This window comes from Planomonospora corallina (assembly GCF_042650625.1).
GTDB lineage: Bacteria > Actinomycetota > Actinomycetes > Streptosporangiales > Streptosporangiaceae > Planomonospora_B > Planomonospora_B corallina.
In genome coordinates this window covers 312,276-334,391 of the sequence record NZ_JBHSBM010000013.1, presented here as the reverse complement: position 1 = coordinate 334,391, position 22,116 = coordinate 312,276, and the positions used below count along the sequence as shown (strand labels likewise).

General features: G+C 72.0%; 20 protein-coding genes. 3 read left to right on the top strand and 17 right to left on the bottom strand.

Annotation, left to right across the window (positions count from 1 at the left end; genetic code table 11):
* Positions 1–807: a WecB/TagA/CpsF family glycosyltransferase gene (locus ACFOWE_RS10835; RefSeq protein ID WP_377287098.1), complete on the bottom strand. Its 807-nt coding sequence runs from the start codon at positions 805–807 to the stop codon at positions 1–3.
* Between the two features lie 225 nt (positions 808–1,032).
* Between ACFOWE_RS10835 and ACFOWE_RS10830 the strand changes: the two genes are divergently transcribed.
* Positions 1,033–1,971 (top strand): glycosyltransferase family 2 protein, encoded by a 939-nt coding sequence (locus tag ACFOWE_RS10830; protein ID WP_377287097.1) that lies wholly within the window; start codon positions 1,033–1,035, stop codon positions 1,969–1,971.
* Here the strand turns inward: ACFOWE_RS10830 and ACFOWE_RS10825 are convergent.
* On the bottom strand, positions 1,934–3,397 hold the full coding sequence (locus ACFOWE_RS10825; RefSeq protein ID WP_377287096.1) for an O-antigen ligase family protein: 1,464 nt from the start codon (positions 3,395–3,397) through the stop codon (positions 1,934–1,936). The genes ACFOWE_RS10830 and ACFOWE_RS10825 overlap by 38 nt on opposite strands.
* 7 nt (positions 3,398–3,404) lie before the next feature.
* Positions 3,405–4,028: a hypothetical protein gene (locus tag ACFOWE_RS10820; RefSeq protein ID WP_377287095.1), complete on the bottom strand. Its 624-nt coding sequence runs from the start codon at positions 4,026–4,028 to the stop codon at positions 3,405–3,407.
* A 266-nt stretch (positions 4,029–4,294) separates the two neighbouring features.
* On the opposite strand from ACFOWE_RS10820, the gene ACFOWE_RS10815 reads away from it, so the two are divergent.
* On the top strand, positions 4,295–5,176 hold the full coding sequence (locus ACFOWE_RS10815) for a DUF6492 family protein (protein ID WP_377287093.1): 882 nt from the start codon (positions 4,295–4,297) through the stop codon (positions 5,174–5,176).
* A 35-nt stretch (positions 5,177–5,211) separates the two neighbouring features.
* Here ACFOWE_RS10815 and ACFOWE_RS10810 read toward each other — a convergent pair whose 3' ends face one another.
* The 9 genes from ACFOWE_RS10810 to ACFOWE_RS10770 all read right to left on the bottom strand — a co-directional run bounded on the left by ACFOWE_RS10810 (position 5,212) and on the right by ACFOWE_RS10770 (position 14,988).
* Entirely contained in the window at positions 5,212–6,330 is a 1,119-nt protein-coding gene (locus ACFOWE_RS10810; protein ID WP_377287092.1) for a hypothetical protein, read from the bottom strand.
* A 72-nt stretch (positions 6,331–6,402) separates the two neighbouring features.
* A complete protein-coding gene (locus tag ACFOWE_RS10805) occupies positions 6,403–7,968 on the bottom strand; it encodes an oligosaccharide flippase family protein (RefSeq protein WP_377287091.1) in 1,566 nt (521 codons plus the stop codon).
* Between the two features lie 81 nt (positions 7,969–8,049).
* Entirely contained in the window at positions 8,050–8,943 is an 894-nt protein-coding gene (locus ACFOWE_RS10800; protein ID WP_377287090.1) for a glycosyltransferase family 2 protein, read from the bottom strand.
* Between the two features lie 3 nt (positions 8,944–8,946).
* A complete protein-coding gene (locus ACFOWE_RS10795) occupies positions 8,947–9,975 on the bottom strand; it encodes a hypothetical protein (protein ID WP_377287089.1) in 1,029 nt (342 codons plus the stop codon).
* Positions 9,972–11,294: a DUF4910 domain-containing protein gene (locus ACFOWE_RS10790; protein WP_377287088.1), complete on the bottom strand. Its 1,323-nt coding sequence runs from the start codon at positions 11,292–11,294 to the stop codon at positions 9,972–9,974. The genes ACFOWE_RS10795 and ACFOWE_RS10790 overlap by 4 nt, the downstream gene beginning before the upstream one ends.
* Entirely contained in the window at positions 11,291–12,310 is a 1,020-nt protein-coding gene (locus ACFOWE_RS10785) for an NAD-dependent epimerase/dehydratase family protein (RefSeq protein ID WP_377287086.1), read from the bottom strand. The genes ACFOWE_RS10790 and ACFOWE_RS10785 overlap by 4 nt, the downstream gene beginning before the upstream one ends.
* 13 nt (positions 12,311–12,323) lie before the next feature.
* Complete coding sequence (locus ACFOWE_RS10780) at positions 12,324–12,971, bottom strand: PIG-L deacetylase family protein (protein ID WP_377287084.1); 648 nt, start codon at positions 12,969–12,971, stop codon at positions 12,324–12,326.
* On the bottom strand, positions 12,971–13,786 hold the full coding sequence (locus ACFOWE_RS10775) for a glucose-1-phosphate cytidylyltransferase (protein ID WP_377287083.1): 816 nt from the start codon (positions 13,784–13,786) through the stop codon (positions 12,971–12,973). Before ACFOWE_RS10775 ends, ACFOWE_RS10780 begins: the two co-directional genes overlap by 1 nt.
* Positions 13,783–14,988, bottom strand: a complete 1,206-nt coding sequence (locus tag ACFOWE_RS10770; RefSeq protein ID WP_377287082.1) for a methyltransferase domain-containing protein — start codon at positions 14,986–14,988, stop codon at positions 13,783–13,785. Before ACFOWE_RS10770 ends, ACFOWE_RS10775 begins: the two co-directional genes overlap by 4 nt.
* Before the next feature lie 214 nt (positions 14,989–15,202).
* Here ACFOWE_RS10770 and rfbC point away from each other — a divergent pair, with 214 nt between their 5' ends.
* A complete protein-coding gene (gene rfbC, locus ACFOWE_RS10765; RefSeq protein WP_377287081.1) occupies positions 15,203–15,796 on the top strand; it encodes a dTDP-4-dehydrorhamnose 3,5-epimerase in 594 nt (197 codons plus the stop codon).
* Here the strand turns inward: rfbC and rfbD are convergent.
* The 5 genes from rfbD to ACFOWE_RS10740 form a co-directional block, all read right to left on the bottom strand.
* On the bottom strand, positions 15,786–16,640 hold the full coding sequence (gene rfbD / locus ACFOWE_RS10760) for a dTDP-4-dehydrorhamnose reductase (protein ID WP_377287080.1): 855 nt from the start codon (positions 16,638–16,640) through the stop codon (positions 15,786–15,788). The two genes, rfbC and rfbD, sit on opposite strands and share 11 nt — an antisense overlap.
* Entirely contained in the window at positions 16,637–17,596 is a 960-nt protein-coding gene (gene rfbB, locus ACFOWE_RS10755) for a dTDP-glucose 4,6-dehydratase (protein WP_377287079.1), read from the bottom strand. Before rfbB ends, rfbD begins: the two co-directional genes overlap by 4 nt.
* A complete protein-coding gene (locus ACFOWE_RS10750) occupies positions 17,593–18,660 on the bottom strand; it encodes a glucose-1-phosphate thymidylyltransferase (protein WP_377287078.1) in 1,068 nt (355 codons plus the stop codon). Before ACFOWE_RS10750 ends, rfbB begins: the two co-directional genes overlap by 4 nt.
* A gap of 2 nt (positions 18,661–18,662) precedes the next feature.
* On the bottom strand, positions 18,663–20,018 hold the full coding sequence (locus tag ACFOWE_RS10745; protein ID WP_377287077.1) for a sugar transferase: 1,356 nt from the start codon (positions 20,016–20,018) through the stop codon (positions 18,663–18,665).
* A gap of 403 nt (positions 20,019–20,421) precedes the next feature.
* Positions 20,422–22,110 (bottom strand): hypothetical protein, encoded by a 1,689-nt coding sequence (locus ACFOWE_RS10740; RefSeq protein ID WP_377287076.1) that lies wholly within the window; start codon positions 22,108–22,110, stop codon positions 20,422–20,424.
* Positions 22,111–22,116: the final 6 nt, after the last annotated feature.

Sequence of the window (22,116 nt, the reverse complement as noted above, 5' to 3'; positions counted from 1 at the left end):
TCAGGAGAGGCGGCCCGCCAGCCGCTTCCAGGCGGCCGCGGTGAGCACCCTGAGCGCGAAGGGCAGGTCGTCGCGGAGGTAGCGCCTCGCCAGCCGGCGCGGCTCCAGCCAGAGCCGGTACAGCCACTCGCCTCCGACCCGCTGGAGTCCGGTGGGCGCGCGCTGGAACCGCCCGGCGGCCATCGGGATGCCGGCGCCGCACCCCAGGTACCAGGCGGACGGCAGCAGGGGGCGCAGCTCGGCGATGAGGCGTTCCTGCTTGGGGAATCCCAATCCGACGAGGACCAGGTCGGGGGCGGCGGCGACCACCTTCTCCACGGTCTCGCGCAGGGCGCCGGGGTCGGCGTCGAACCCGAAGGGCGGTGAGTAGGCCCCGGCCACCCGCAGCCCCGGGTAACGGGCGGCGAGCACCCGTCCGGCCTCCTCGGGCACGCCCGGCTCGCCGCCGAGCAGGAACACCGCCCGCCCTTCCTCCGCGGCCCGCCCGCTCAGGCTGAAGACCAGGGAGGCGCCGGTGACCCGGGTGGGGAGCGGAGTGCCCGCCAGGCGGGCCGCCCACACCAGCGGCATGCCGTCGGCGACCACCAGCTCGGCGTCCGCGACGAGCGCGGCGAGCGCGGGGTCACCGGTGGCCTTGTGGACGATGTCGACGTTGGCGGTGACGATCGAGCCGCCCCGGCCGCGCCGCCACGCGGCGGCCACGTGCTCGCCCACCTGGGGCTCGGTCAGGGCCATGACGTCGACGGCGCCCACCCGTACGCGTGGGATGTCGTTCTCGGCGATGTCCGCACTCCCCCCGACGATCATGATCTATCCGGTAAATCGCATATGGGGGGGCGCCCGTTACCCCGGACTCCGTCCACGTCGGATGACGGCCGATCCCACCTGTAACGGCCGACCCGCGGCTCCGATATACGACAGGCGGAGCCGCACACGACAGACAGGACATCGGGGGAATGGCGCACGGTATCGAGCTGACGGCGTGGGGCACCGCCCGCGCCGGACGGGGGCACGGGCACCGGCGGGCCCGCCATGCCGCCTGAGGAGGGCTCCGGCGGCCTCCCCCGGATCGCCGTCGTGATCGTCACCTACAACAGCGCCGGAGTGCTGGGCGACTGCCTGGACTCCCTCCCCGCGGGAGCCGAGGGCGTCGACCTGGTCCGGGTGGTCGTCGCCGACAACGCCTCCCGGGACGACTCGGTACGGGTGGCCGAGACCAGGACCCACCTGCCCGTGACGGTCGTCCGGGTGGGCCGGAACGCCGGATACTCCGCGGCGATCAACGCCGCCGTCGCCGCCCTCGGCCCCGGCGAGTGCGACGCGGTCTACGTGATCAACCCCGACTGCCGTCTGCGGGCGGGCTCGCTCGCCCCGCTCGCGGCGGCGCTGCGCGAGCCCCGCCGGGGCATCGCGGTCCCCCTCATCGTCAACCCCGACGGGACCCTGCAGCCGTCGCTGCGCCGCATGCCGACCGTGGGCAGGGCCTGGGCCGAGGCGCTGATCGGCGGGAACACGGCCGGCCGGCTCGCCGGGCTGGGCGAATTGATCACCGATGCCCGCCGGTACGAGGCGCCCGGCGAGGCCGTCTGGGCGACCGGCGCCGCCATGCTCATCTCGGCGGCGGCGCTGGCCGAGGTCGGCCCGTGGGACGAGTCGTTCCTGCTCTACAGCGAGGAGACGGAGTACGCGCTGCGGGCGGCCGACCACGGGTACACGCTCTGGTTCGAGCCTGCCGCGGTGGTGGAGCACATAGGCGGCGAGGAGCGCGTCAACCCGATGCTGGCCGCGCTCTCCACGGTGAACAAGGTCAAGCTGTTCCGGCGGCGCAGGGGCCCGGTGGCCGGAGCGGCGTACTACCTCGCAGTGGTGGCGGGCACGGCGGTGCGCGCGGCCGCGGGCCGGGTCACCGCCAGGGCCTCCCTGGCGGCGCTGCTCAGGCCGTCGCGCCGGCTGAGGGAGCTGCCCCAGTAGGCGCCTCCCGGGCGGGCGGGACGGCCATGCCGCCCCGCGCCGCCGCGTCCGCCGGCACCCCGCCCCGTTCCCGGACGGCGCGCAGCAGCGCGCCCGCCGCGCCCAGCAGGGCGAAGCTCAGCCCGGAGACCATCGGGAAGGACAGCAGGTCGAAGGTGGCCGACCCGACCAGCGGGGTGATCAGCGCGGCCGACAGGGCCAGCGCGAGATCCCTGGTCTGCTCGTCGCCCGAGGCCAGGAGCCGCACCCGGACCAGGGCGTACTGGGCGACGACGAAGAGCCCGAAGAACGTGGCCACGCCGATGAGGCCGCTCTCGACGGCCGTCAGGATGTACTGGTTGTCGAAGATCTGGTGCTTGGGGGCGTACCAGGTGCCGATCCCCCGGCCCAGCCAGGGATGCCTGGAGATCTCCACGACCGCGTTGTCGTAGTCGTGGGTGCGGTACGAGATGCTGTCGTCCCTGCCGACGTTCGCGAACAGCTCGTAGAAGGTGCCCAGCAGGCCGGGCACCAGCACCTTGGTCAGCGCCAGCGCGACCACGGCGGCGACCAGCATCCGGATCCTGCGCCGGTTGGACCAGCCGAGGAAGAGCACGGCGCCCACGGCCAGCGCGGCGAGCACCGCCGAACGGGAGACCGACCACATCAGCCCGCTGGCGACCAGGCCCGCGCACACCCACCACCGCACCGCGCCGCGGCCGGCGGCCTGCGCCCGGTGGGCGTAGTGCACGGCCAGCGGCAGGATCATCGCGCTCACCACGCCGAACTCGATCGGATGGCCGGTGGTGGAGGCCACCCGGAGCAGCGACCCCCGCTCGATCACCCGCTCCAGCTCCTCCTCCGTGGTGGGACGCAGGAGCGGCACGCGCATGAACTCGGTGAGGTCGAACACGAACAGGAACTGCAGCGCCCCGATGAAGGAGATGACCGCACCCGAGACCGCGACGGTCTTGAGGACGAGGTCCAGGCGTTCCCTGCCGCGCACCCCGTCGCAGACGCCCAGGGCGATCCCGATGTAGCCGACCATCACGATCAGCATGTGGTCGGAGCTGTTGAGCTCGTCGTTCGGCAGGTAGCGGAAGGAGGTGTAGCCGTAGGAGAACAGCAGCACCGTGGCGAAGACGAAGATGCTCCGCCGTACCGGGTTCGGCCCCTTGGCGACGCCGAGGCGGGTGCTGAAGTGGGCCAGCAGCCAGCACAGCAGGATGCCCACGCCGAGGATGTCGTGCACGGTGAGCGAGATGGGCAGCCCGCGCAGCACCTGCCTGGCCGGGATCAGGATCAGTGCGACGAGGAAGAAGCAGGCCAGCGTGGCGCCGTCGGCCCGCCGGAGCGGCGCCCGGCGGCCGCCGGAGGGCCCGCCCGGGGGCGTGGGGGACGTCATGTGGGAGGCCGTGGGGGAGGTCGTGCGGGGAGTCGCTGTCACGGCCGGCTCAGTGGGTCAGGGCGGGGGCCGCGGAACGTTCCTGCGCGCCGTCCGGACCGGGCGGCGGCCCGGCCTCGGGGCGGCGCCTCCCTGCCCGGCGGGCGTCGGCGAAGCTGTCGGCCGCGAAGACCAGGAACAGGCTCATGACCACGCCGACGGCCAGCCCCGCGATGACCGCCCGCATCCGGCTGCCCTGCAGCTTCTGCGGGGTGGTGGGCGGCATGACGTCGACCACGGTGATGTAGGTGCTGGGCGGCGCGTTCACCAGCTTCTGCCGGCTGTCCAGCTCCGCCCTGGCGCGGGCCGCGGCCTTCCGGACGATCTCCCGCGCCTCCGCGGCCGTGGGCGCCTCGCCCTCGATGAACACGAAGGGGCTGTTCATCAGCAGCTCCGGGTTGCTGGCCCCGTTGCTGGCCTTGTACGTCGTCTCCCCGTCCGGGTGGACGCCCAGCTCGGCGGCGACCTCCGGCCGGTTGAGCGCGTGGATGACCATGGAGGCCGCCATGTTCAGCCCGTCGTTGAAGTTCAGCAGCGGGTTGCTCGGCCAGTTGGGGAACTCGTCGTCCAGCGGCTGGGTCCCGCCGGTCGGCGGGACGGTGAGCACCACGACGGACATGGAGGTGTACGTCACGGGAACCGTCATGTACAGCCCGGCCACACCGCCGAGAGACAGGACGAGGGCGGGTAAGGACAGATACCACCGCCGGAAAACGACGAGGACGGCCCCCCAGAAGTCCATTCGCTCCCCTCCCGTCGTGAGAGAACATCGCTCGCCCGTCATGGGGCGTTACATTCTTCCGCGTAACACCCGGCCCGGCACGGTTCGATACGCAATAAGGTGCCAAGCATCAGGACGCACCGGCGACTCCCCTGTTTCCTGCTGATTGGAAGCCCGGAATGACGGAACTGGCTGTCATCACCCCGACGTACGGCCCCGACGCGGAATTGTTCGCGGACCTGCACCGGTCCGTTCTGGAGTTCACCGACGACGACACGGTCCACCACGTGGTGGTGCCGACCGCGCACAGACCCGCCTTCGCCCACTACCAGGGTCCGCGCTGCCGCATCTGGACCCATCCCGAGCTGATCCCCCGCCGCTATCTCCGGCTCCCGCGGATCCGCGGCGGCATGTGGGTCAACGCGGCCCGCCCGTGGCCTCCGGTCCGCGGCTGGATCATGCAGCAGGCCGTGAAGATCGCTCTCGCCACGGCCGTGGGCGCCGACGCGGTGCTGATGGCCGACTCCGACGTGGTGCTGGTCCGCCCCGTCTCGGTCAAGCCGTTCACCGTGGACGGGAGGCTGAGCCTGACGCGGGTGGAGAACGGCGTGCACGAGGAGATGGAGCGGCACCTCCTCTGGCACCGGGTCTCCCGGCGCCTGCTCGGCCTGCCGCCCGCGCCGCCGCCCCCGCTGCCCGACTACGTCGGCGCGCTGCTCTTCTGGGACCCGGCGATCGTCGTGGCCATGCAGGACAGGATCAGCGAGGTGACCGGCCGGCACTGGCTGGACGTCTTCACCTCGCAACTGCACATCTCCGAGTTCATGCTGTACGGCGTCTTCGCCGACGAGGTGCTCCCCGCGCACGAGCGTCCCCCCACCGGCCCGGAGGTGTGCCTGAACAACTACGACAGGACGCCGATGACCATGGAGGCGGCGCTGGCCTTCGCCGAGCGGCTCGGCCCGGACACCATCGGCCTGATGATCTCCTCGCACTCCGGCACCGGTCCCGAGGTACGGCGGGCCGCCATAGAGCGCGGCAGGCAGGTGGCCGCGCGCTGAGGGGAGGTCCGGCCGGACCTCCCGGGGACCGCGGTTCAGCCGGACTTCCTGGAGGAGGACTCGACCGGATCGTCGATGACGACGATCGGGAAGACGGCCGTGGCCGATTCGTCGTCCGGCTCCGGATCGACGGGCCCGTGCGTCCTCCCGCCGTTGCGCGCCTCGTCGTGCCACGTCCTTCCGGTCCCGTCACGCCGGACCGGCTCCGGCGAGGAGGCGTCCCCGGACGTCTCATCGGCCTCCCCGGCCTCCCCGGCTTCGACGACCTCCACGAGCTCCTCGGCTTCGACGACCTCCACGACCGGCTCGCCGGGCTCCGGCGCCGCGGCGGGGAACGGCATCGCAGCGGGGGACGGCGCGGCGGGAGGCTCCGGCGCCAGGGCGGGCATGACCGGCTCGGGCCCGGAGAGGGGCGGGCCCGCACGCCGCTCCTGCGGCCCGGAGGGCCGGGTCTCCGGGTCCGAGGGCCTGGTCTCCGGGGCGGGGGCCGTGGCCTCCTCCCGCAGGGCCTTCGTGATCCGCGAGCGCTCCCTGGCGTACACGACGCCGAACAGCGCGAGGAAGGCGAGCACGAACACCGCGCCGGTCATCTGCGCCTTGTTCGTCAGGGACTGCTTGGCCTCGGTCGGCGGGATGACGTCCACCGCCGAGATGTAGGTGGCCTCGGGCGCGCCCAGCGCCACCTGCCGCTTGTGCAGCTCGGCGCGGACCCGCTCCCGGGCGTTCCGCACCACCGTCTCCGCCTTGGCCTCGGAGGTGGCGTCCGCCTCGATGTAGATGAAAGGGCCGCCGGGTTCGAGCAGCACCTCGCTGCTGCGGCCGTCGTCGATGGTGAGCTCGGTGCTCCCCTCCGGCGGCGCGCCGAGCCGGGTCAGCATCTGCGGGGTGGTCATGGCGCTGATGAGAATGGTGGAGGTGGTGCGCAGTCCGTCGTTGAACTCCAGCAGCGGATTGGTCAGCGCGCCTTTCTGGTTCGGATCCTGCGGGAACAGTTCCCCGGTGGAGGACGTGGTGAGCACCATGAAGGTGGAGGCGGTGTAGCGGGCGGGCACCAGGAAGAACACCACGAGTGCGGCGGCCAGCGGGAACAGTATCAGCGAGGTCGCGACGGCTTTCCGTCGCAGGAGACCGACGACGATATTCCAGAACTCCATGATTCCCCGCCTATTCCATTGCAGGATCTGCAACGTAGAACAGTTCTCTTCGCCTACTCTGACACACGGAGCTCATTCGCGGGTGAGCCGTGATCGGCGGCCCAGGCGGTCCGCCACCTGCCCGGCGACCTCCCTCAGCCGCTGACGCGGCACCACCAGCGCCACATAGACGATCAGTCCCGCGCCGGCGCCCAGCACGAGTTCGGCCAGGGCCGGTCCCGGCGTCAGCCAGTTCACCCCCGCGGTCACGGCGAGCCCGCAGCCGAAGGCCGCCAGGGGGCGGAGCATCGAGGCGGCGATGGGCCGGATCGGCACGCCGCAGCGGCGCAGCATGAAGGCCGCGATCGGCAGCGCGACCAGCACGCCGGCCAGCGCCTGCCCGATGGCCGCGCCGCGGATGCCGTCGAGACGGGTGCCGGCGATCAGCATGGGGATGAGCAGCACGCCGTGCCCCACGTTCATCCACATGCCCGCTCTGGTGTTGCCCTGCCCGGTGAGCACGTCGAGCGCGAACGCCGTGAGCATCCGCGTCACCATCGCCAGCGCCAGGAAGCGCAGCACGCCCGCCGAGGAGTCCCACCGCTCGCCGTACAGGAGGGCGATCAGCGGATGCGAGAGCGCCACCATCACCATGGCGACCGGCAGCACCGTGGCGAGCAGCGCCGTCGACGACCGGCGCACCCCCTCGGCGAACGCGGCCGGGTCGTGCTCCGAGAGCCGGGAGAAGCCCGGGACGGACACGTAGCGCACGGCCGCGCCGATCACTCCCGGCACCCAGCTCGAGACGTTGAAGGCCAGCAGGAAGTACCCCAGCCAGATCGGCCCCATGATGTCGCCGACCACGATGTAGCCGGCGTTCAGCAGCATGGTCTCGATGCCGATCGCGGCGGCCGACGGGATGCCGAACCTCAGCAGCCTCCTCGCGACGTCCCGGTCGAAGCCCAGCCGCAGGGGCAGCCTGGCCTGCCTGAACATGATCGTGCCGGCGATCACGGCGGCGGTCACCTGCCCCCAGGCGAAGCTGAACGCGCCCGCGCCCTGCGCGGCCAGGGTGATCGCGATGGTCCCGTTGGCGAGGAAGCCCGCCCCGATGGCCATGGTGATCTTGTCCTGTTCGAAGCGGCGCATCAGGACCGCCGACCGCACCGCGGTGAAGCCCTCCACGAGGATGACCGCGGTGAGCAGCCTGACCACCGGCGCCGCCTCCTCGGCCCCCGCCAGCGCGGCGAAGTACGGCGCACCCGCGAAGAAGACCGCGTAGAGCCCGATGGCGGAGACGAACGACAGGACCGTCGCCGTCGGCGTGACCTCCTCCAGGCCGCCCCGCCACTGCACGACCGCGGCCATGACGCCGAGGTCCTTGACGGTCATCAGGATCGTCATCGCCGCCAGCGCGACGGCGTAGACGCCGAAGTCCTCGGGGGTGAGCAGGCGCGCCATGACCAGGCCCATGAGGAACGAGCCCGCCCTCGTCAGCAGGGTGCCCGCGACCCCCCACCGCAGGCCTCTGCCCGCCAGCCGGCCGATCGACGGCGCGGCGGTCTCGGGGGCGGTCCCGGCGGCGCTCTCGGGGGCGGTCCCTGCGCCGGCGTCCTCCTGGCCCGTCGTCGGTGGTCCTACGCCCTGTCGTCGCTCCATCGCCGTCCTTCACAGGGCTGCCACCCACCCGTACCAAAGAAGATCGGCACGGAGGGGGCAGTCGTTACACCGGCCCATGCGTCAGTGCGCCCGGCCGAGCACCAGCCGGGTGGCCTTGCGGGCGCGGCGGGTCGCGGCCAGCCGGTGACGGCGCACGTACAGCGCCCGGACGGCGGCCCTGATCCGCCTGGCCTGCTCGGGAGTGATCTCACCCGCGCGGGCCGCGGCCCGGGCCCAGTAGGCCGTCTCGCGGCACTGCAGGATCGTCGGGCAGTATCCCTGCCAGACCGGCACGCCGAGGCGCCTGGCGAGCGTGCCACGGAACTTGATCGCCCAGTGCCGGTGCGCGAGCACCTCGTTGATGTGCTCCCACGGTCCCGCCATGGCCAGCCGGGACGCGAACACCTGGTCCTCCTGCGGCATGTTGCGGCGCCGCATGGCGGCGACGGGCTCCCGCCGGACCATCCCGTAGAGCGGATCGATGATCAGATAGCTCTCGGTGAGCAGCCGCAGCATCTCCTCCACCCGCTCGGCCGGGTCGTCCGAGTTCAGTCCGGCGCCCGGCCTGAACTCCTCGTACGGCTGCGTGCGCACCACCCCGTCGGGCCCCGTGTAGGAGATCTGCGTGGTGACCAGGAGCAGCCGGGGGTCGGCCTGGAAGGCGTCGACGCAGCGGGTCGTGTACGTCGGGTCGAGCCGGTCGTCGTCGCCGATCCACCGGAAGTACTCGCCCTTGGCCACCTGGATGGCGTACTCGAAGTTCCTGAGCATGCCGAGGTTCTGGGCGTGCCGGTGGTAGGAGATGCGGCCGTCGGCGGCCGCCAGGTCGCGGCAGAGCTCCTCGGTGCCGTCCGTCGAGGCGTTGTCGGCGATGACCAGCTCGACGTCCCCGTGCTCCTGGGCCAGCACCGAGCGGATCACGCCCTCCATGACGTCGGCTCCGTTGTAGACCGGAAGGCCTATGGACACAAGCATCGTTCACTCCCTTGTCTGGCTTGTCTGGTCGACCCGTTCGAGCCAGATCTCCCGCCAGAACGGCAGATGGCCCCGCGGGCAGTTGAGGCTGTGCGTGCCCGGGCAGACGATGTCCTCGAGCACCACGGAGGGCGTCTTCATCTCCAGCATCCGCCCGGTGGTCTCGTCGATGCACCGTTCCACGCGCCCGGCGACCCGCGCCGTGCGCCCGCAGAACCCGGTGAGCCCGTCCTCGAACCCCATGCCCCGGTTCTGCAGCCGCTCGTTGAGCGTCAGCTCGATCTCGCGCTTGGAGCGGATCCTGACGAGCTCCCCCGGCTTCAGGCCGAGCTCGGCGACCGGGGTCGGGCCGGTGACCCGGCCCCGCAGGAAGCCCCACGGCCGCCCGCCCCTCAGCCGCAGCCGGCTGGGCAGCACCCGCACGCTGAGGCTCTGGTACTTGTCGAACAGCGCGATGAGGACGCCGCGCACCGTCTCGGCCACGGTGTTGTTGCCCGAGCGCACGTCCCACGTGAACTGCCGCAGGTCCTTCAGCGGCAGGCGTCCGGGCGCGGCCCGCAGGATCTCCGTCGCCTGGCAGGCGTAGCGGGGCGAGCCGTCGGGGAACGGCTCCCCGCGGGTCCTTTCGGTGAGGACCTCCACGTCGACGGCCCTCCGCGCGGGCGGCCTCGGCGCGTCTCCCGCCGGTCCGTCCGCCTTCTGCAGCCACGCGGTCTTCCAGTACAGCAGGCAGGCCGTCTGGCAGCCGCCGTGCGCGCTCCCGTCGCAGCGCGAGCCCGTCAGGTGCACCGCGTCGGGCAGGTGCCGCAGCCCGGTGCGCTCGATGGTGTCGCACAGCTTGTGCGCCACCTTGGCGACGGTGAGCCGCTGCCCGCAGAACCGCAGCATCTCCGGCATGAAGGGCATGCCGTCCAGCTCGCCGTTCTCGTCCAGCGTCGCCAGGATCTCCTCGGCGCCGAGCACCTCCACCACGTCGCCGACCCTGTACCCGGTGTGCCCGGTGTGCCCGGTGTGCCCGGTGTGCCCGGTCATGCTTCCGCCTCCTCGATGAGGGCGGCGTCGGCCAGCGCACGCGCGGCCCGCGCCACCTCGGCGAACGGGATCCGTGAACGTTCCGCGATGTCGAGCAGGTCGTGCCTGCCGTCGGAGAGGTTGAGCACCCACAGGACCGCCATCTGGTCGAGCCCGGGGGCTCCGTAGAGTCCTCTCCTGCCCAGCTGCGGCTCCCCGTAGGGGAAGAGGTTGACGTAGGTGCGGTTGTCCTCCAGGATCCGGACGATCTCCCGGACGGCCGCGAGCGTGTCGGCGAGGGCCTCGGCGGTCACGAACTCCGGATCGTCCGCGGAGGTGTGGTACTCGGGGAAGGCCCCGTTGGGCGTGCGGGTCAGCAGGCCGACGGGCAGGTCGAACCCGGGCGAGCAGAACTGCCGCTCGTCGTAGCCGAACGGCGTGAAGTCCACGACCGTGCCGCCCCGGGCCGTCACGACGTGCGCGGCGGCCCTGTCCACGGCGGCGTCGCCCCTGCGGCTGCGCTTGTACGTCAGCCCGCCGGGGTCCCCGGCGCACGCCAGCACCAGTCCGTGCCTGACGCGCTCCACCCGGTCGCGGTTGCGCGCCAGCCAGGTGATCGACCCGATCGTGCCCGGCGCGAACACGAACCGGTACGTGTGGCGCGGCTCGGTGAGCGAGCGGGCCAGCTCGACCGCCACGGCGATGCCGGCCAGCGTCTCGCTCGCCAGCGCCGGGTGGCAGGTGTGGCACTCGATCAGCACCTCGCCCGCGCCCGAGCCCTCATCCGAGCCCGAGCCCTCCACCACGTGCTCGGCGTAGGTGAGGTGCCCGTCGGCCAGCGTCGAGTCGATGCGGACCTCGTACTCCCCCTCGGGCAGCTCCTTCAGCGTGTTCTCGCTCAGGCAGAAGCCCCAGGTCTCGGTGTAGTAGGAGGTCCGGTACGGGATCAGATCGGGTTCGCCGGGCAGCGTGTGCAGGTGGTCGCGCAGCTCGCCCAGGGGCATCGTCGCCGCCACGGGCACGCTGTAGCCGACCACGTGCAGCGGGGTCCGCGCGAAGTCGACCACCCGGTCGCCGGCCGCGTTCTTGACGTAGGCGTCGCGGATGTTCCACTCCCGGGGCACCGTCCAGTCGAGGACCGGCGTGCCGGTCGGCACCTCGTGGACCTCCAGCGGGATCGACTCCGAGATGATCTCCAGCGTGCGCCGGACGCCGTCGCCGGTCATGCTGCGGCAGATCGGGTGGAGCCGTTCCACCAGCGCGTGCATCCGCTCGCCGGCGGGCTCGCCCGCGGGCCGTCCGGCGAGCCCGTCCACAGGCTCGCCCACGGGTTCGCTCACGGGCGCAGCGTCCCGTCGACGGTGCCGGCCCGGCGCCGGGCGTCGAGCGTCGCCAGCCGGGTGAAGTCGTGCTCGAAGCCGTGCCGGGTGAGGCCGTGCGCGCGGTAGGCGTCGGCCAGCTCGACCGCGCCCGCCTTGATCGTCCAGTTCGCCTGGTAGCCGGGCAGCGCGGCGCGCAGCCGGGAGAAGTCGACCCGGTAGGAGCGCGGGTCGGCTCCGGCCTCGCCCGTGATCAGCAGCTCCGATCCCGGGACCGCCTCGACGACCTCGGCCGCGATCTCCGCGACCGTCACGTTGTTCTGCTCGGTGCCCACGTTGAACGCCCTGGCGTGCACGGCCTCGCGCGGCGCGGTCAGCGCCATGGCGAACGCCTCGGCGATGTCCTCGGCGTGCACCAGCGGCCGCCACGGGGTCCCGTCGGACAGCACCTTCACCTTGCCGGTGAGCAGCGCGTGCCCGACCAGGTTGTTCAGCACGATGTCCGCGCGGAGCCGGGGGGAGAAGCCGAAGGCGGTGGCGTTGCGCAGGAACACCGGGCTGAAGTCGTCGTCGGCCAGCTCGGCCAGATCGTCCTCCACCCGGACCTTCGACTCGGCGTAGGGGGTCACCGGGCGCAGCGGCGCGTCCTCCCCGACGAGGTCCCCGCCGCCGGAGGTGCCGTAGACCGAGCAGGTGGAGGCGTACAGGAAGCGCCGCACGCCCGCGTCGCGGGCGAGCCGGGCCAGCCGTACCGAGGCGTGGTGGTTGATGTCGTAGGTCAGCTCGGGGGCCAGCATGCCGAGCGGGTCGTTGGAGAGGGCGGCGAGGTGGACCACCGCGTCGAACCCCTCCACGTGCTCCGGGCCGGCGTCCCGCAGGTCCACGGCGAACCCCGGCGGGTCGGCCGGTTCCGGTCCCAGCACGCACCCGGCGAACAGACCGGAGTCGAGGCCGACCACGTCGTGACCGGCGGCGGTGAGGACAGGCGCCATCACCGTGCCGAGATAGCCCTGATGTCCGGTCAGTAGAACGCGCACCTGTGTCTCCCGATCATCCTGTGACGCCGATGGTCAGCTTCGCCGCGTGGAACGCCTCGGCGTAGCGGCTCTGGCACTGCACTCCGCGCACCCTGGCCAGGCCGCGGAAGGTCTCCTCGTCGAACCACGTCCGCCCGTGCTGCGAGCGGTAGTGCTCGTGCAGCAGCGCGGTCTTCTCCGCCAGCACGTCCTCGGGCAGCGGCACGAAGACGTTCGGCTGGGCGAGGTCGGACTCCCACTTGAGGATCTCGTAGCCGAGCACCAGGTGGTCGCGGAAGGCCGTGGGGACCAGCTCGGCCAGCCCCCGGTGGTCCTGGTGCGCGTCGTGCGGCGCGGGCGCGAAGACCACGTCCGGATCGCACCGGCGCCGCACCTCCTCCAGGGCCTGCTTGGCACGGTCCCAGTGGGCGGGCAGCCGCCCGTCCGGGATGTCCAGCACGGTCACGTCGAGCTCCGCCTTGGGGCAGAACGCGGCCAGCGCGGCCCGCTCCTCGTCCTCCCGGGCGGTTCCCCCGCCGGAGAGCACGAGCGCCGTGATCCGCGCCTCGGGTTGGGCGCGGCACAGCTCCAGCAGCGTGCCGCCGGCCCCGATCGGGACGTCGTCGCAGTGCGCGGCCAGCAGCAGGATCCGCGCGCAGCGCTCGGGGAGCAGCCGGAGCATCACGACACCTGCCGGACCAGGCGGCGGGGGTTCTTCGGCTCGTCGCGCTCCCAGACCATCCACGGCCGGTCTCCGCGGGCGTAGGCCTCGTTGAGCGCGACGCGCTCCTTGACCGTGTCGGTGGGCTTCCAGAACCCCCGGTACGGGTAGGCCAGCAGCCGGCCCGCCTTGGCCAGCGCCGTGCAGCCGTCGGCGACCAGGTCGCCCCCCGGGGGGATGTGGTCGAAGATCTCCTGGCGGAGCACGAAGTACCCGCCGTTGATCCACAGCGGCATGTCGCTGACCGGGATGATCCCGCCCACCGAGCCGTTCTCGCCGACCTCGATGCAGTGGAAGGTGTCGGTCGGCGGCACGACCACCATGGACGCGCCCGCGCCGGAGGCGGCGAAGCGGTCGATCATCTCCGGAAGCGGCGCGTCGGTGAGCACGTCGGCGTAGTTGGCCAGGAACATCTCGTCGCCGTCGAGGTGCTCGCGGACCCGGCGGAGCCGCTCCCCGATCGGCGAGTCGATCCCCGTCTGCACGAACGAGATCGACCAGTCGGCGATGTCGGTGGAGAGCAGCTCGACGGCGCCGCCGCGCATGACGAAGTCGTTGGACGTGGTCTCCCGGTAGTTCAGGAAGAAGTCCTTGATGTGCTCGGCGCCGTACCCCAGGCAGAGGATGAACTCGGTGTGCCCGTAGTGCGCGTAGTAGCGCATCACGTGCCAGATCAGCGGCCGGGGCCCGACGAGCTGCATGGGCTTCGGCGGGTCGCCGGGGGCGCCGCTGCGCATGCGGGTTCCGTAGCCGCCGCAGAAGAGGACCACCTTCACTGGACGACCTCCAGGCTCGGGATGGGGAAGACCAGCCGGCCGCCCCAGTCACGGACGTGGGAGAGCTGCTGGGTGATCTCCTCGCGGAGGTTCCAGGGCAGGACGAGCACGTAGTCGGGCCGGTCCCGCTCGATCTGCTCGGGCGCCAGGATCGGGATCCGGGTCCCGGGGGTGAACCTGCCGTGCTTGTAGGGGTTGCGGTCCACCGTGTAGGCCAGCAGGTCCGGGCGGACGCCGCAGTGGTTGAGCAGCGTGTTGCCCTTGCCGGGCGCGCCGTACCCGACGACGGTCCTGCCCTGCTCGGCGGCGTCGACGAGGAAGCGGAGCAGGTCGCGCCGGACCTTCGCCACCCGGGCGCCGAACTCGGCGTAGCCGGACAGCTCGTGCAGTCCCGCCGCCTTCTCCCGGGCCAGGACGTCGGCCACCCGCGGGCCGGGCTCGCCGGACGGCCGGGCCCAGAGCCGGATCGAGCCGCCGTGCGTCGGCAGCAGCTCCACGTCCACCAGGACCAGCCCGCCGGAGGCCAGGGCCCGCTGCGCGGAGGCGACCGTGTAGTACTGGAAGTGCTCGTGGTAGATCGTGTCGTACTGGTTCAGCTCCATCAGCGTCAGCAGGTGCTGGACCTCGATGGAGACCAGGCCGTCGTCGGCCACCAGGGCCCGCAGTCCCCGGGTGAACCCGATGACGTCCGGGATGTGCGCGTAGACGTTGTTGGCGACGACGAGGTCGGCGGGGCCGTGCTCGGCGCGCACCGCCGCGCCGGTCTCCGGGGTGAGGAACGCGGTGAGGGTCGGGACGCCCTTCTCGCGCGCGGCCCGGCCGACGTTGGCGGACGGCTCGATGCCCAGGCACCGCACGCCCCTGCCGACGACGTGCTGCAGGAGGTAGCCGTCGTTGCTGGCGACCTCGACCACGAAGGCGTCGGGCGCCAGGTCCCGCTCCTCGACGAACACACGGGCGTGCTCCACCCAGGAGGTGGAGTAGGAGGAGAAGTAGGCGTACTCGGTGAAGGTCTCCTCCGGAGTGATCAGCGGCGGGATCTGCGCCAGCCAGCACTCGGTGCACACCCTCAGGTGCAGCGGGTAGGTCGTCTCGGGCCGGTCGAGCTGCTCCGCGGTGAGGAACAGCTCGCACGGGGGCGTCGCCCCCAGGTCCACGACGCTCACCAGGCTCGTCGAACCACACAGCCGGCAGGCCGTCATCGGCACACTCCCCCGCCAGTGCCGGACACGGGCCTGGTGATCGCCACCGGGCCCGATCCCATGATCACCACATTGAATGCGACATGTTCTAGTTCGCGTAAGGCGTGCCGGATGTTACACACGTGCCCAACGGCCATATCTGTCGATATCTCCTTCCGGCCGATAGATGATCATTATGCTGAGAAAAGCCGCTCTGCCATGGCATGCTTCGCCCATGGAGCGCCTGGGCATCGACGGAATCTGGCAGTACACCCCTCGCCTGCACGCCGATCCCCGCGGCGTCTTCCTGGAGTCCTTCACAGCCGCCGACCTGCTGCGATCCGCCGGCCTGCGGTTCGAGCTCGCCCAGGCCAACTGCTCCGTCTCCCGGCGCGGGGTGCTCCGGGGCGTGCACTTCGCCGACGTGCCCCCCGGCCAGGCCAAGTACGTCACGTGCGTGTCCGGCGCCGTCCTCGACGTCGTCGTGGACCTGCGCGTGGGCTCGCCGACCTTCGGCCGCTGGGAGTCCGTCCGGCTGGACGACGAGTCCCGGCGGGGCCTCTACATCGCCGAGGGACTCGGCCACGCCTTCATGGCCCTCAGCGAGGAGGCCACGGTCGTGTACATGTGCTCCGCCCCGTACACGCCCGGCCGCGAGCACGGGGTGCACCCGCTCGACCCCGACCTGGCCATCGGCTGGCCCCGGGACCTCGAACCGATCCTGTCGGACAAGGACGCGGCCGCGCCCTCGCTCAAGGGGGCGCTGGAGGCCGGGCTGCTGCCGGACCACGCGGACTGCCTGGCCCACTACGAGACCCTCAGAGGCTGACGAGCACATCGGAGTCCCGCAGCGCCTTCCGCCAGTCGCGCAGGGGCGGCAGCCCCGCCCGTCCCCAGCCGTCGTGTCCCAGGACGCTGAAGGCGGGACGCCGGGCGGGGCTCGGGTACCGGTCGGAGGAGACCGGGACCACGCGGCGGGGGTCCGCCCCGAGCAGCAGGAAGATCTCCTTGGCGAGGCCGTACCAGCTCGTCCGGCCGGAGTTGGTCGCGTGGTAGACGCCCGCGGGCGCCTCCCCGAGGACCGTCTCGGCGACCCGGGCCGCCACGTCCCCCGTCCAGGTGGGCTGGCCGATCTGGTCGTCGACGACCTCCACGGTGGGCCTGCTCCGCTCCAGCCCGGCGATGGTCCGGACGAAGTTGGCGCCCGCGGAGCCGTACAGCCAGGCCGTCCGCACGACGTAGCCGGTCTCCGGGAGCAGCTCCAGCACCGCGCGCTCCCCCGCGAGCTTGGTCCTGCCGTAGGCGTTGACCGGGGAGACCGGCGCGTCCTCCGGGTAGGGGGCGCGCGCGGCGCCGTCGAAGACGTAGTCGGTGGAGATCTGGACCAGCCTGGCGCCCGATCCGGCGCAGGCCTCCGCCAGGGCCCGCACGGCGTGGCCGTTGAGCGCGAGCGCCTCGTCCTCGCGCGTCTCCGCCTCGTTCACCGCCGTCCAGCCCGCGCAGTTGACGACCGCGTCGGGCCTGTGCAGCCGTACGGCCTGCACCACCGCCGAGGGGTCCCGCACGTCGAGCTCGGCCCGGCCCAGCGCCGCCACCTCCTCGCCCCTGCCGCGCAGCAGGGCGACCAGATCGGTGCCGAGCATCCCCCGCGCACCCGTGACCAGCCACCTCACGTGAGCGCCTTCCACCAGCCGGGGTTGTCGGTGTACCACCTGACGGTCTCGTGCAGGCCCGTGTCGAAGTCGACCGCGGGGGCGTACCCCATGCGGCGCAGCCTGGTGTCGTCCAGCAAGTAGCGGCGGTCGTGCCCCTTGCGGTCCTCGACGTGCTCCACCATGTCCCATCCGGCGCCGCAGGCTGCGAGGATCCGCTCGGTGAGCCGGAGGTTGGTCAGCTCCGCCGTTCCGGCGACGTGGTAGACCTCGCCGGGTTCGCCCGCTCCCGCCACCAGCCGGATGGCCGCGCAGTGGTCGTCGACGTGGATCCAGTCGCGGACGTTGCCGCCGTCGCCGTAGAGCGGGACCTTCCTGCCCTGCAGGAGGTTGGTGACGAACAGCGGGATGATCTTCTCCGGGAACTGGCGCGGCCCGTAGTTGTTGCCGCAGCGGGTGACGCAGACCGGCAGCCCGTGGGTGACCGCGTAGGACAGGGCGATCATGTCCCCGCCCGCCTTGGACGCCGCGTACGGCGAGCGCGGGCGCAGCGGCGCGGACTCGTCCCACGACCCGGTCTCGATCGACCCGTAGACCTCGTCGGTGGAGACCTGCACCACCCGCGGGGTCCCCGCCTCCAGGCAGGCCTGCATGAGCGTCTGCACGCCCAGGACGTTGGAGCGCACGAACTCGGCGGCGCCGGCGATCGACCGGTCCACGTGGGACTCGGCCGCGAAGTTGACGACGGCGTCGTGGCCCGGGACCACCCGGGCGAGCAGCTCCGGATCGCAGACGTCACCGTGCACGAACGTGTGGGCGACCCCTTCCAGGTTGGCCCGGTTGCCCGCGTAGGTGAGCTTGTCCAGGACCGTCACCGCGACCCCGTCCGCCGCCAGCAGGCGGGCGTAGGCGGAGCCGATGAACCCCGCGCCTCCGGTGACCAGGACGCGTGAGGGCTCCCCGATGGATGCTGTCATGAGCTGATCTGGACCTTACTGTGATCGCCCAGCACGAGGCGGTGGGCTCGGGGGGTGGCGGGGGCCGGGGTGACCTCGACCTCGTGGCCGATGAGGGAGGCCTCGATCCGGGACACCCCGGAGATCGAGGAGCGGGGCAGCAGGATGGAGTACTCGATCTCGCTGCCGCTGACCGTGCAGCCGGCGGCGATGGAGGTGAAGGGCCCGACGTAGCTGTCCGCGATCCGCGCCCCGGGGCCGATGACGGCCGGCCCGACGATGCGGGAGCGCTCGACCACCGCGCCCGGCTCGACGACCACCCTGCCGATCAGCTCGCTGGCCGCGTCCACCGTGCCGTCGACGCGCGGCTCCACGGACTCCAGCACCAGCCGGTTGACCTCCAGCATGTCGGTGACGTTGCCGGTGTCCTTCCAGTAGCCGGTGATGACGTCCGACTCGACCCGCAGGCCCTTGTCGATCATCCACTGGATCGCGTCGGTGATCTCCAGCTCGCCGCGCCAGGACGGCTTGAGCTCCGCCACCGCCTCGTGGATCGCCGGCGTGAACAGGTAGACGCCGACGAGCGCCAGATCGCTCCTGGGCGCGCTCGGTTTCTCCTCCAGCCCGACGACGCGGCCGGAGGCGTCGAGTTCGGCGACCCCGAACTTCCGGGGGTCGCCCACCCGGGTGAGCATGATCTGGGCGGCCGGCCGCTCACGGTTGAACCGGTCCACGACGCCGTCGATGCCCCCCACGATGAAGTTGTCGCCGAGGTACATCACGAAGTCGTCGTCGCCGAGGTAGTCACGGGCGACCAGCACCGCGTGGGCGAGCCCGAGCGGGGCCCGCTGACGCAGGTAGGTCACCCGGAGCCCGAAGGCGGAGCCGTCGCCGACGGCCGCCTCTATCTCGGCGTGGGTGTCGCCCACCACGATGCCCGTCTCCTGGATGCCCGCGGCCGCGATGGCCTCCAGGCCGTAGAAGAGCACGGGCTTGTTGGCCACCGGCACCAGCTGCTTGGCCGAGGTGTGCGTGATCGGCCGCAGCCGGGTCCCGGACCCTCCGGCCAGCACGAGCGCTTTCACTGTTAGTAGGCACCTTCCCCTCGGACGACGGCGTTCCAGGTCTTCCACAGGATCTGCAGGTCCAGGAAGAGGGACCAGTTCTCCACGTAGCGCAGGTCCAAGCGGACCGACTCCTCCCAGCTCAGGTTCGACCGCCCGCTCACCTGCCACAGGCCGGTCATCCCGGGCTTGACGACCAGGCGGCGGCGCACGTCCTGGCCGTACTGCTCGACCTCCTCCGGCAGCGGCGGCCGGGGGCCGACGAGCGACATCTCGCCCCGGGCCACGTTGAACAGCTGCGGCAGCTCGTCGAGCGAGTAGCGGCGCAGGAAGGCCCCCACCCGGGTGACCCGTGGATCGTTCCGAATCTTGAACAGCACGTCGTCGAAGTCGTTCTCCGTGCGCAGCCCGGCCTTCATCCGCTCGGCGCCGACGACCATGGTGCGGAACTTGAAGACCTGGAAGAGCATGCCGTCCCTGCCCACCCTGGTCTGCCGGAACAGCGCCGGCCCGGAGCTGGTCGCCCGGATCAGGAGCGCGATGACCAGCATGGGCAGGGCCAGCGCCAGGAGCGCCAGTCCCGCGCAGCAGCGGTCGAAGAGGTTCTTCACCAGGTGCTTGGCGCCCTCGAACTCGGGGTGCTCGACGTGCAGCAGCGGCATCCCCGCCACCGGGCGGATGCTGACCCGGGGGCCCGCGACCTCCATGAGCGCGGGCGCCACGAACAGGTCCACGCGGCCGGCCTCCAGGCTCCAGGCGAGCCTGCGCAGCGCGACGCCGTCCAGCTCCGGGCAGGCCAGGATGGCGACGGCGTCGGCCTTGACCTTGGCCACCACCTCGGAGACCTCGGTGAAGTCCCCCAGGACCGGGATCCCGTCGATGTCGCCCGCCTCGACGCCGGGCGGCAGGCAGGCGGTGACCACGGTCATCCCGTGGTGCGGCTCGCGGCGGAACTGCACCACCAGCTCCAGCACCGACTCACGGTGTCCCACGGCGACCACGTGACGCATGTACTCGCCGACGGCGCGGCGCCGGTGGAGCCGCTTGCGCATGCCGTAGCGGAACAGGACCGTCAGCAGGAGCGCGGCGGGGAGCATCGCCATGACGAAGCTCCGGGCGATGGTCGTCTGCGTGGCGTAGGCGCTGACCGCGACCGCCGCCATGATGCCGACCCCGCCGTGGAAGACGGCCCGGAACTCCTCGGTCCCCTCACCCTGCGCACGTTTCCGGTAGGCCCCGCCGGCCGCCATCGCCGCCGGCCACGCCAGGGCGAGGCCGAGTCCCAGCAGCGTCTCCGAGGCCGGGATGTAGGCGCCCAGCAGCAGGCGCACGCCCAGCACCGCCTCGCAGACGATCAGCGCGCACACCGTGTCCCCCACCAGCAGGAACCGTACGTACGACCGCGTCCAGCCACTCGGGGCGGCGCGTCCGGGAAGGTGCTGGAGCAGTGTCGTAGCGGATTCTTCGGCCCCCACCCTCATAACCACCCCACCCACCAGATGCCCTGACATTGGCAGCTAAAGGGACGTATAGCTAGTCACATTGGTTGACAGCCGTCTCAAATGCGCGAGATCTCAGATACCTCTCGAAAGTTTAATGATCATCAAGATGCAGGGGAATACCGGAGAACTGTCCAATATCGGACTATTTGTACGCCCCTGAGGGGTTGACGACGCGACCAAAGGATGTTTATGGCGCGACGTAATCAAATGACCGGAAATGAGCCTTATTTCCGATAAGTGAGAGTCGCCTCCGCCGGCCCGGGCGGAGACGGAGGAGCGGTCACTTGAAGAAGCCGAACGGCTCATCCTTGATCGCGGGGAGCATCGCGGTGCCGAGCCCGTCCTCGTCCGCGCCCACCAGGCCGTCCGCGGCCGGGTCCGGCCCGCCCGCCACCCGCACGTCCTCCCGCCCCCGCGGCGCGGACCCGGCCGCGGCGGAGGCCCCGGCGACAGCGGAGGCCCCGGCGACAGCGGGGATCTTGGAAACGGCGGGGGCGCCGAGCGCGCCGGGGGCGCCGGGGAGCTGGCCGGGGACGACCACGGCGCCGAAGACCTCGGCGCCGACCTGCTCGAGCTGGCGGATGCCGTCGCTGATGTCCGCGTAACGGGTCCCCGGCACCTCGACCACCATCAGCACGAGGTCGGCGTGCTGGGCGAGGGCCTGGGCGTCGGCGCCCGACGCCGTGGCGGGCGCCTCGACCACGATGTACCGGCACCGGTCGCGCAGGGAGCCGATCGTCCGGGCCATGCGCTCGCCCTGGATCATGTCGACGACCCGCTCGGTCTCCTCCCCGCGCGGGATGACCCGGAGCGAGGGCGGCACCGACGCCCGGGCCTCCGCCTCCGCCAGCGTCGAGGTGCCGAGCAGGACCTCCGCGAGCCCCGGCCCGGACTCCACCCCCAGCAGGTCACCGCTGAGCGACGACCCGAGATCGGCGTTGACCAGCATGACGTCGGAGCCGGTCCGGGCCAGCGCGGCGGCGATGTTGGCCGCCACCACGGCGGTCCCCCTCCCCACGGCCGCCGCCGTGACCATCACCACCTGGTTGGCCGGGCCTCCGCCGAGGCGGGCGGTGATCCCGTGGGAGAGCTCGTGGAAGCGCTGGCCGATGCGGCTGCGCGCCGACTCCAGGCCGAGGGCGACGGTCTTGGGGGTGCTGGGCAGGTCGAGCAGCGTCTCCAGGCCCAGCACCCGCCGCAGGTCGCCCGCGGCGCGCACCTGCTTGTCGGAGCGGTCGGCCAGGACCGCCACCATGATCCCCAGGATCAGGCCGACGAGGAGGCCGCCGGGCAGGAACATGATCGGCCGGGGGAAGGCCGGCGACTCGGGAGGCGCCGCCTGGTCGATCACCTCTCCGGCCGACACCCCGACGGCCTCGATCTGGATGTCGGCGAGCTTGGAGCTGAACGACTGCAGCTGCCCGCCGAGGTACTGCCTCTGGTCGGAGTCTCCCTCGGGCACGGCCTTGAGCTGCTCGGACAGGGACTTGATCTGCCCCCGGAGGGCGCGGATCTGCTCCTTGTAGCGCTGCTCCACCCGGGCGCGCCGGGTGTCGAGGTAGACCGTGGCGAAGGCGCCGGCCCCCTCGGCGGCCCGGACCGGGGTCGCGTCCGAGAAGCGGATCTCCAGCAGGCCCGCGTCCTGCGGGGCGGTGACGCCGAGCCGTTCGACGAGGTCCTCCGGGGCCTCGCGGGCCCCCAGCGCCTGCCGTACCTTCCCGGCGACCTCCGCGCTGCGCACCCGGCCCGCCTCGGTCTCCAGGTTGACCTGGTCGTCGCGGGTGTTGCGGTCGGTGGCGGTGACGAGCACGGTCGCCTCCGCGGTGTACACGGCCGGCAGGTACACCACCGCCAGGGCGGAGGCGGCCACGCCGAGCATGGCGCTCACCGCGATGATCCACCAGCGCCGCCCCAGCAGGGCCGCGTAGTCGGCGACCTCCGTGACGTCCGCGCGGGGCATCGAGCTCACCTGGTC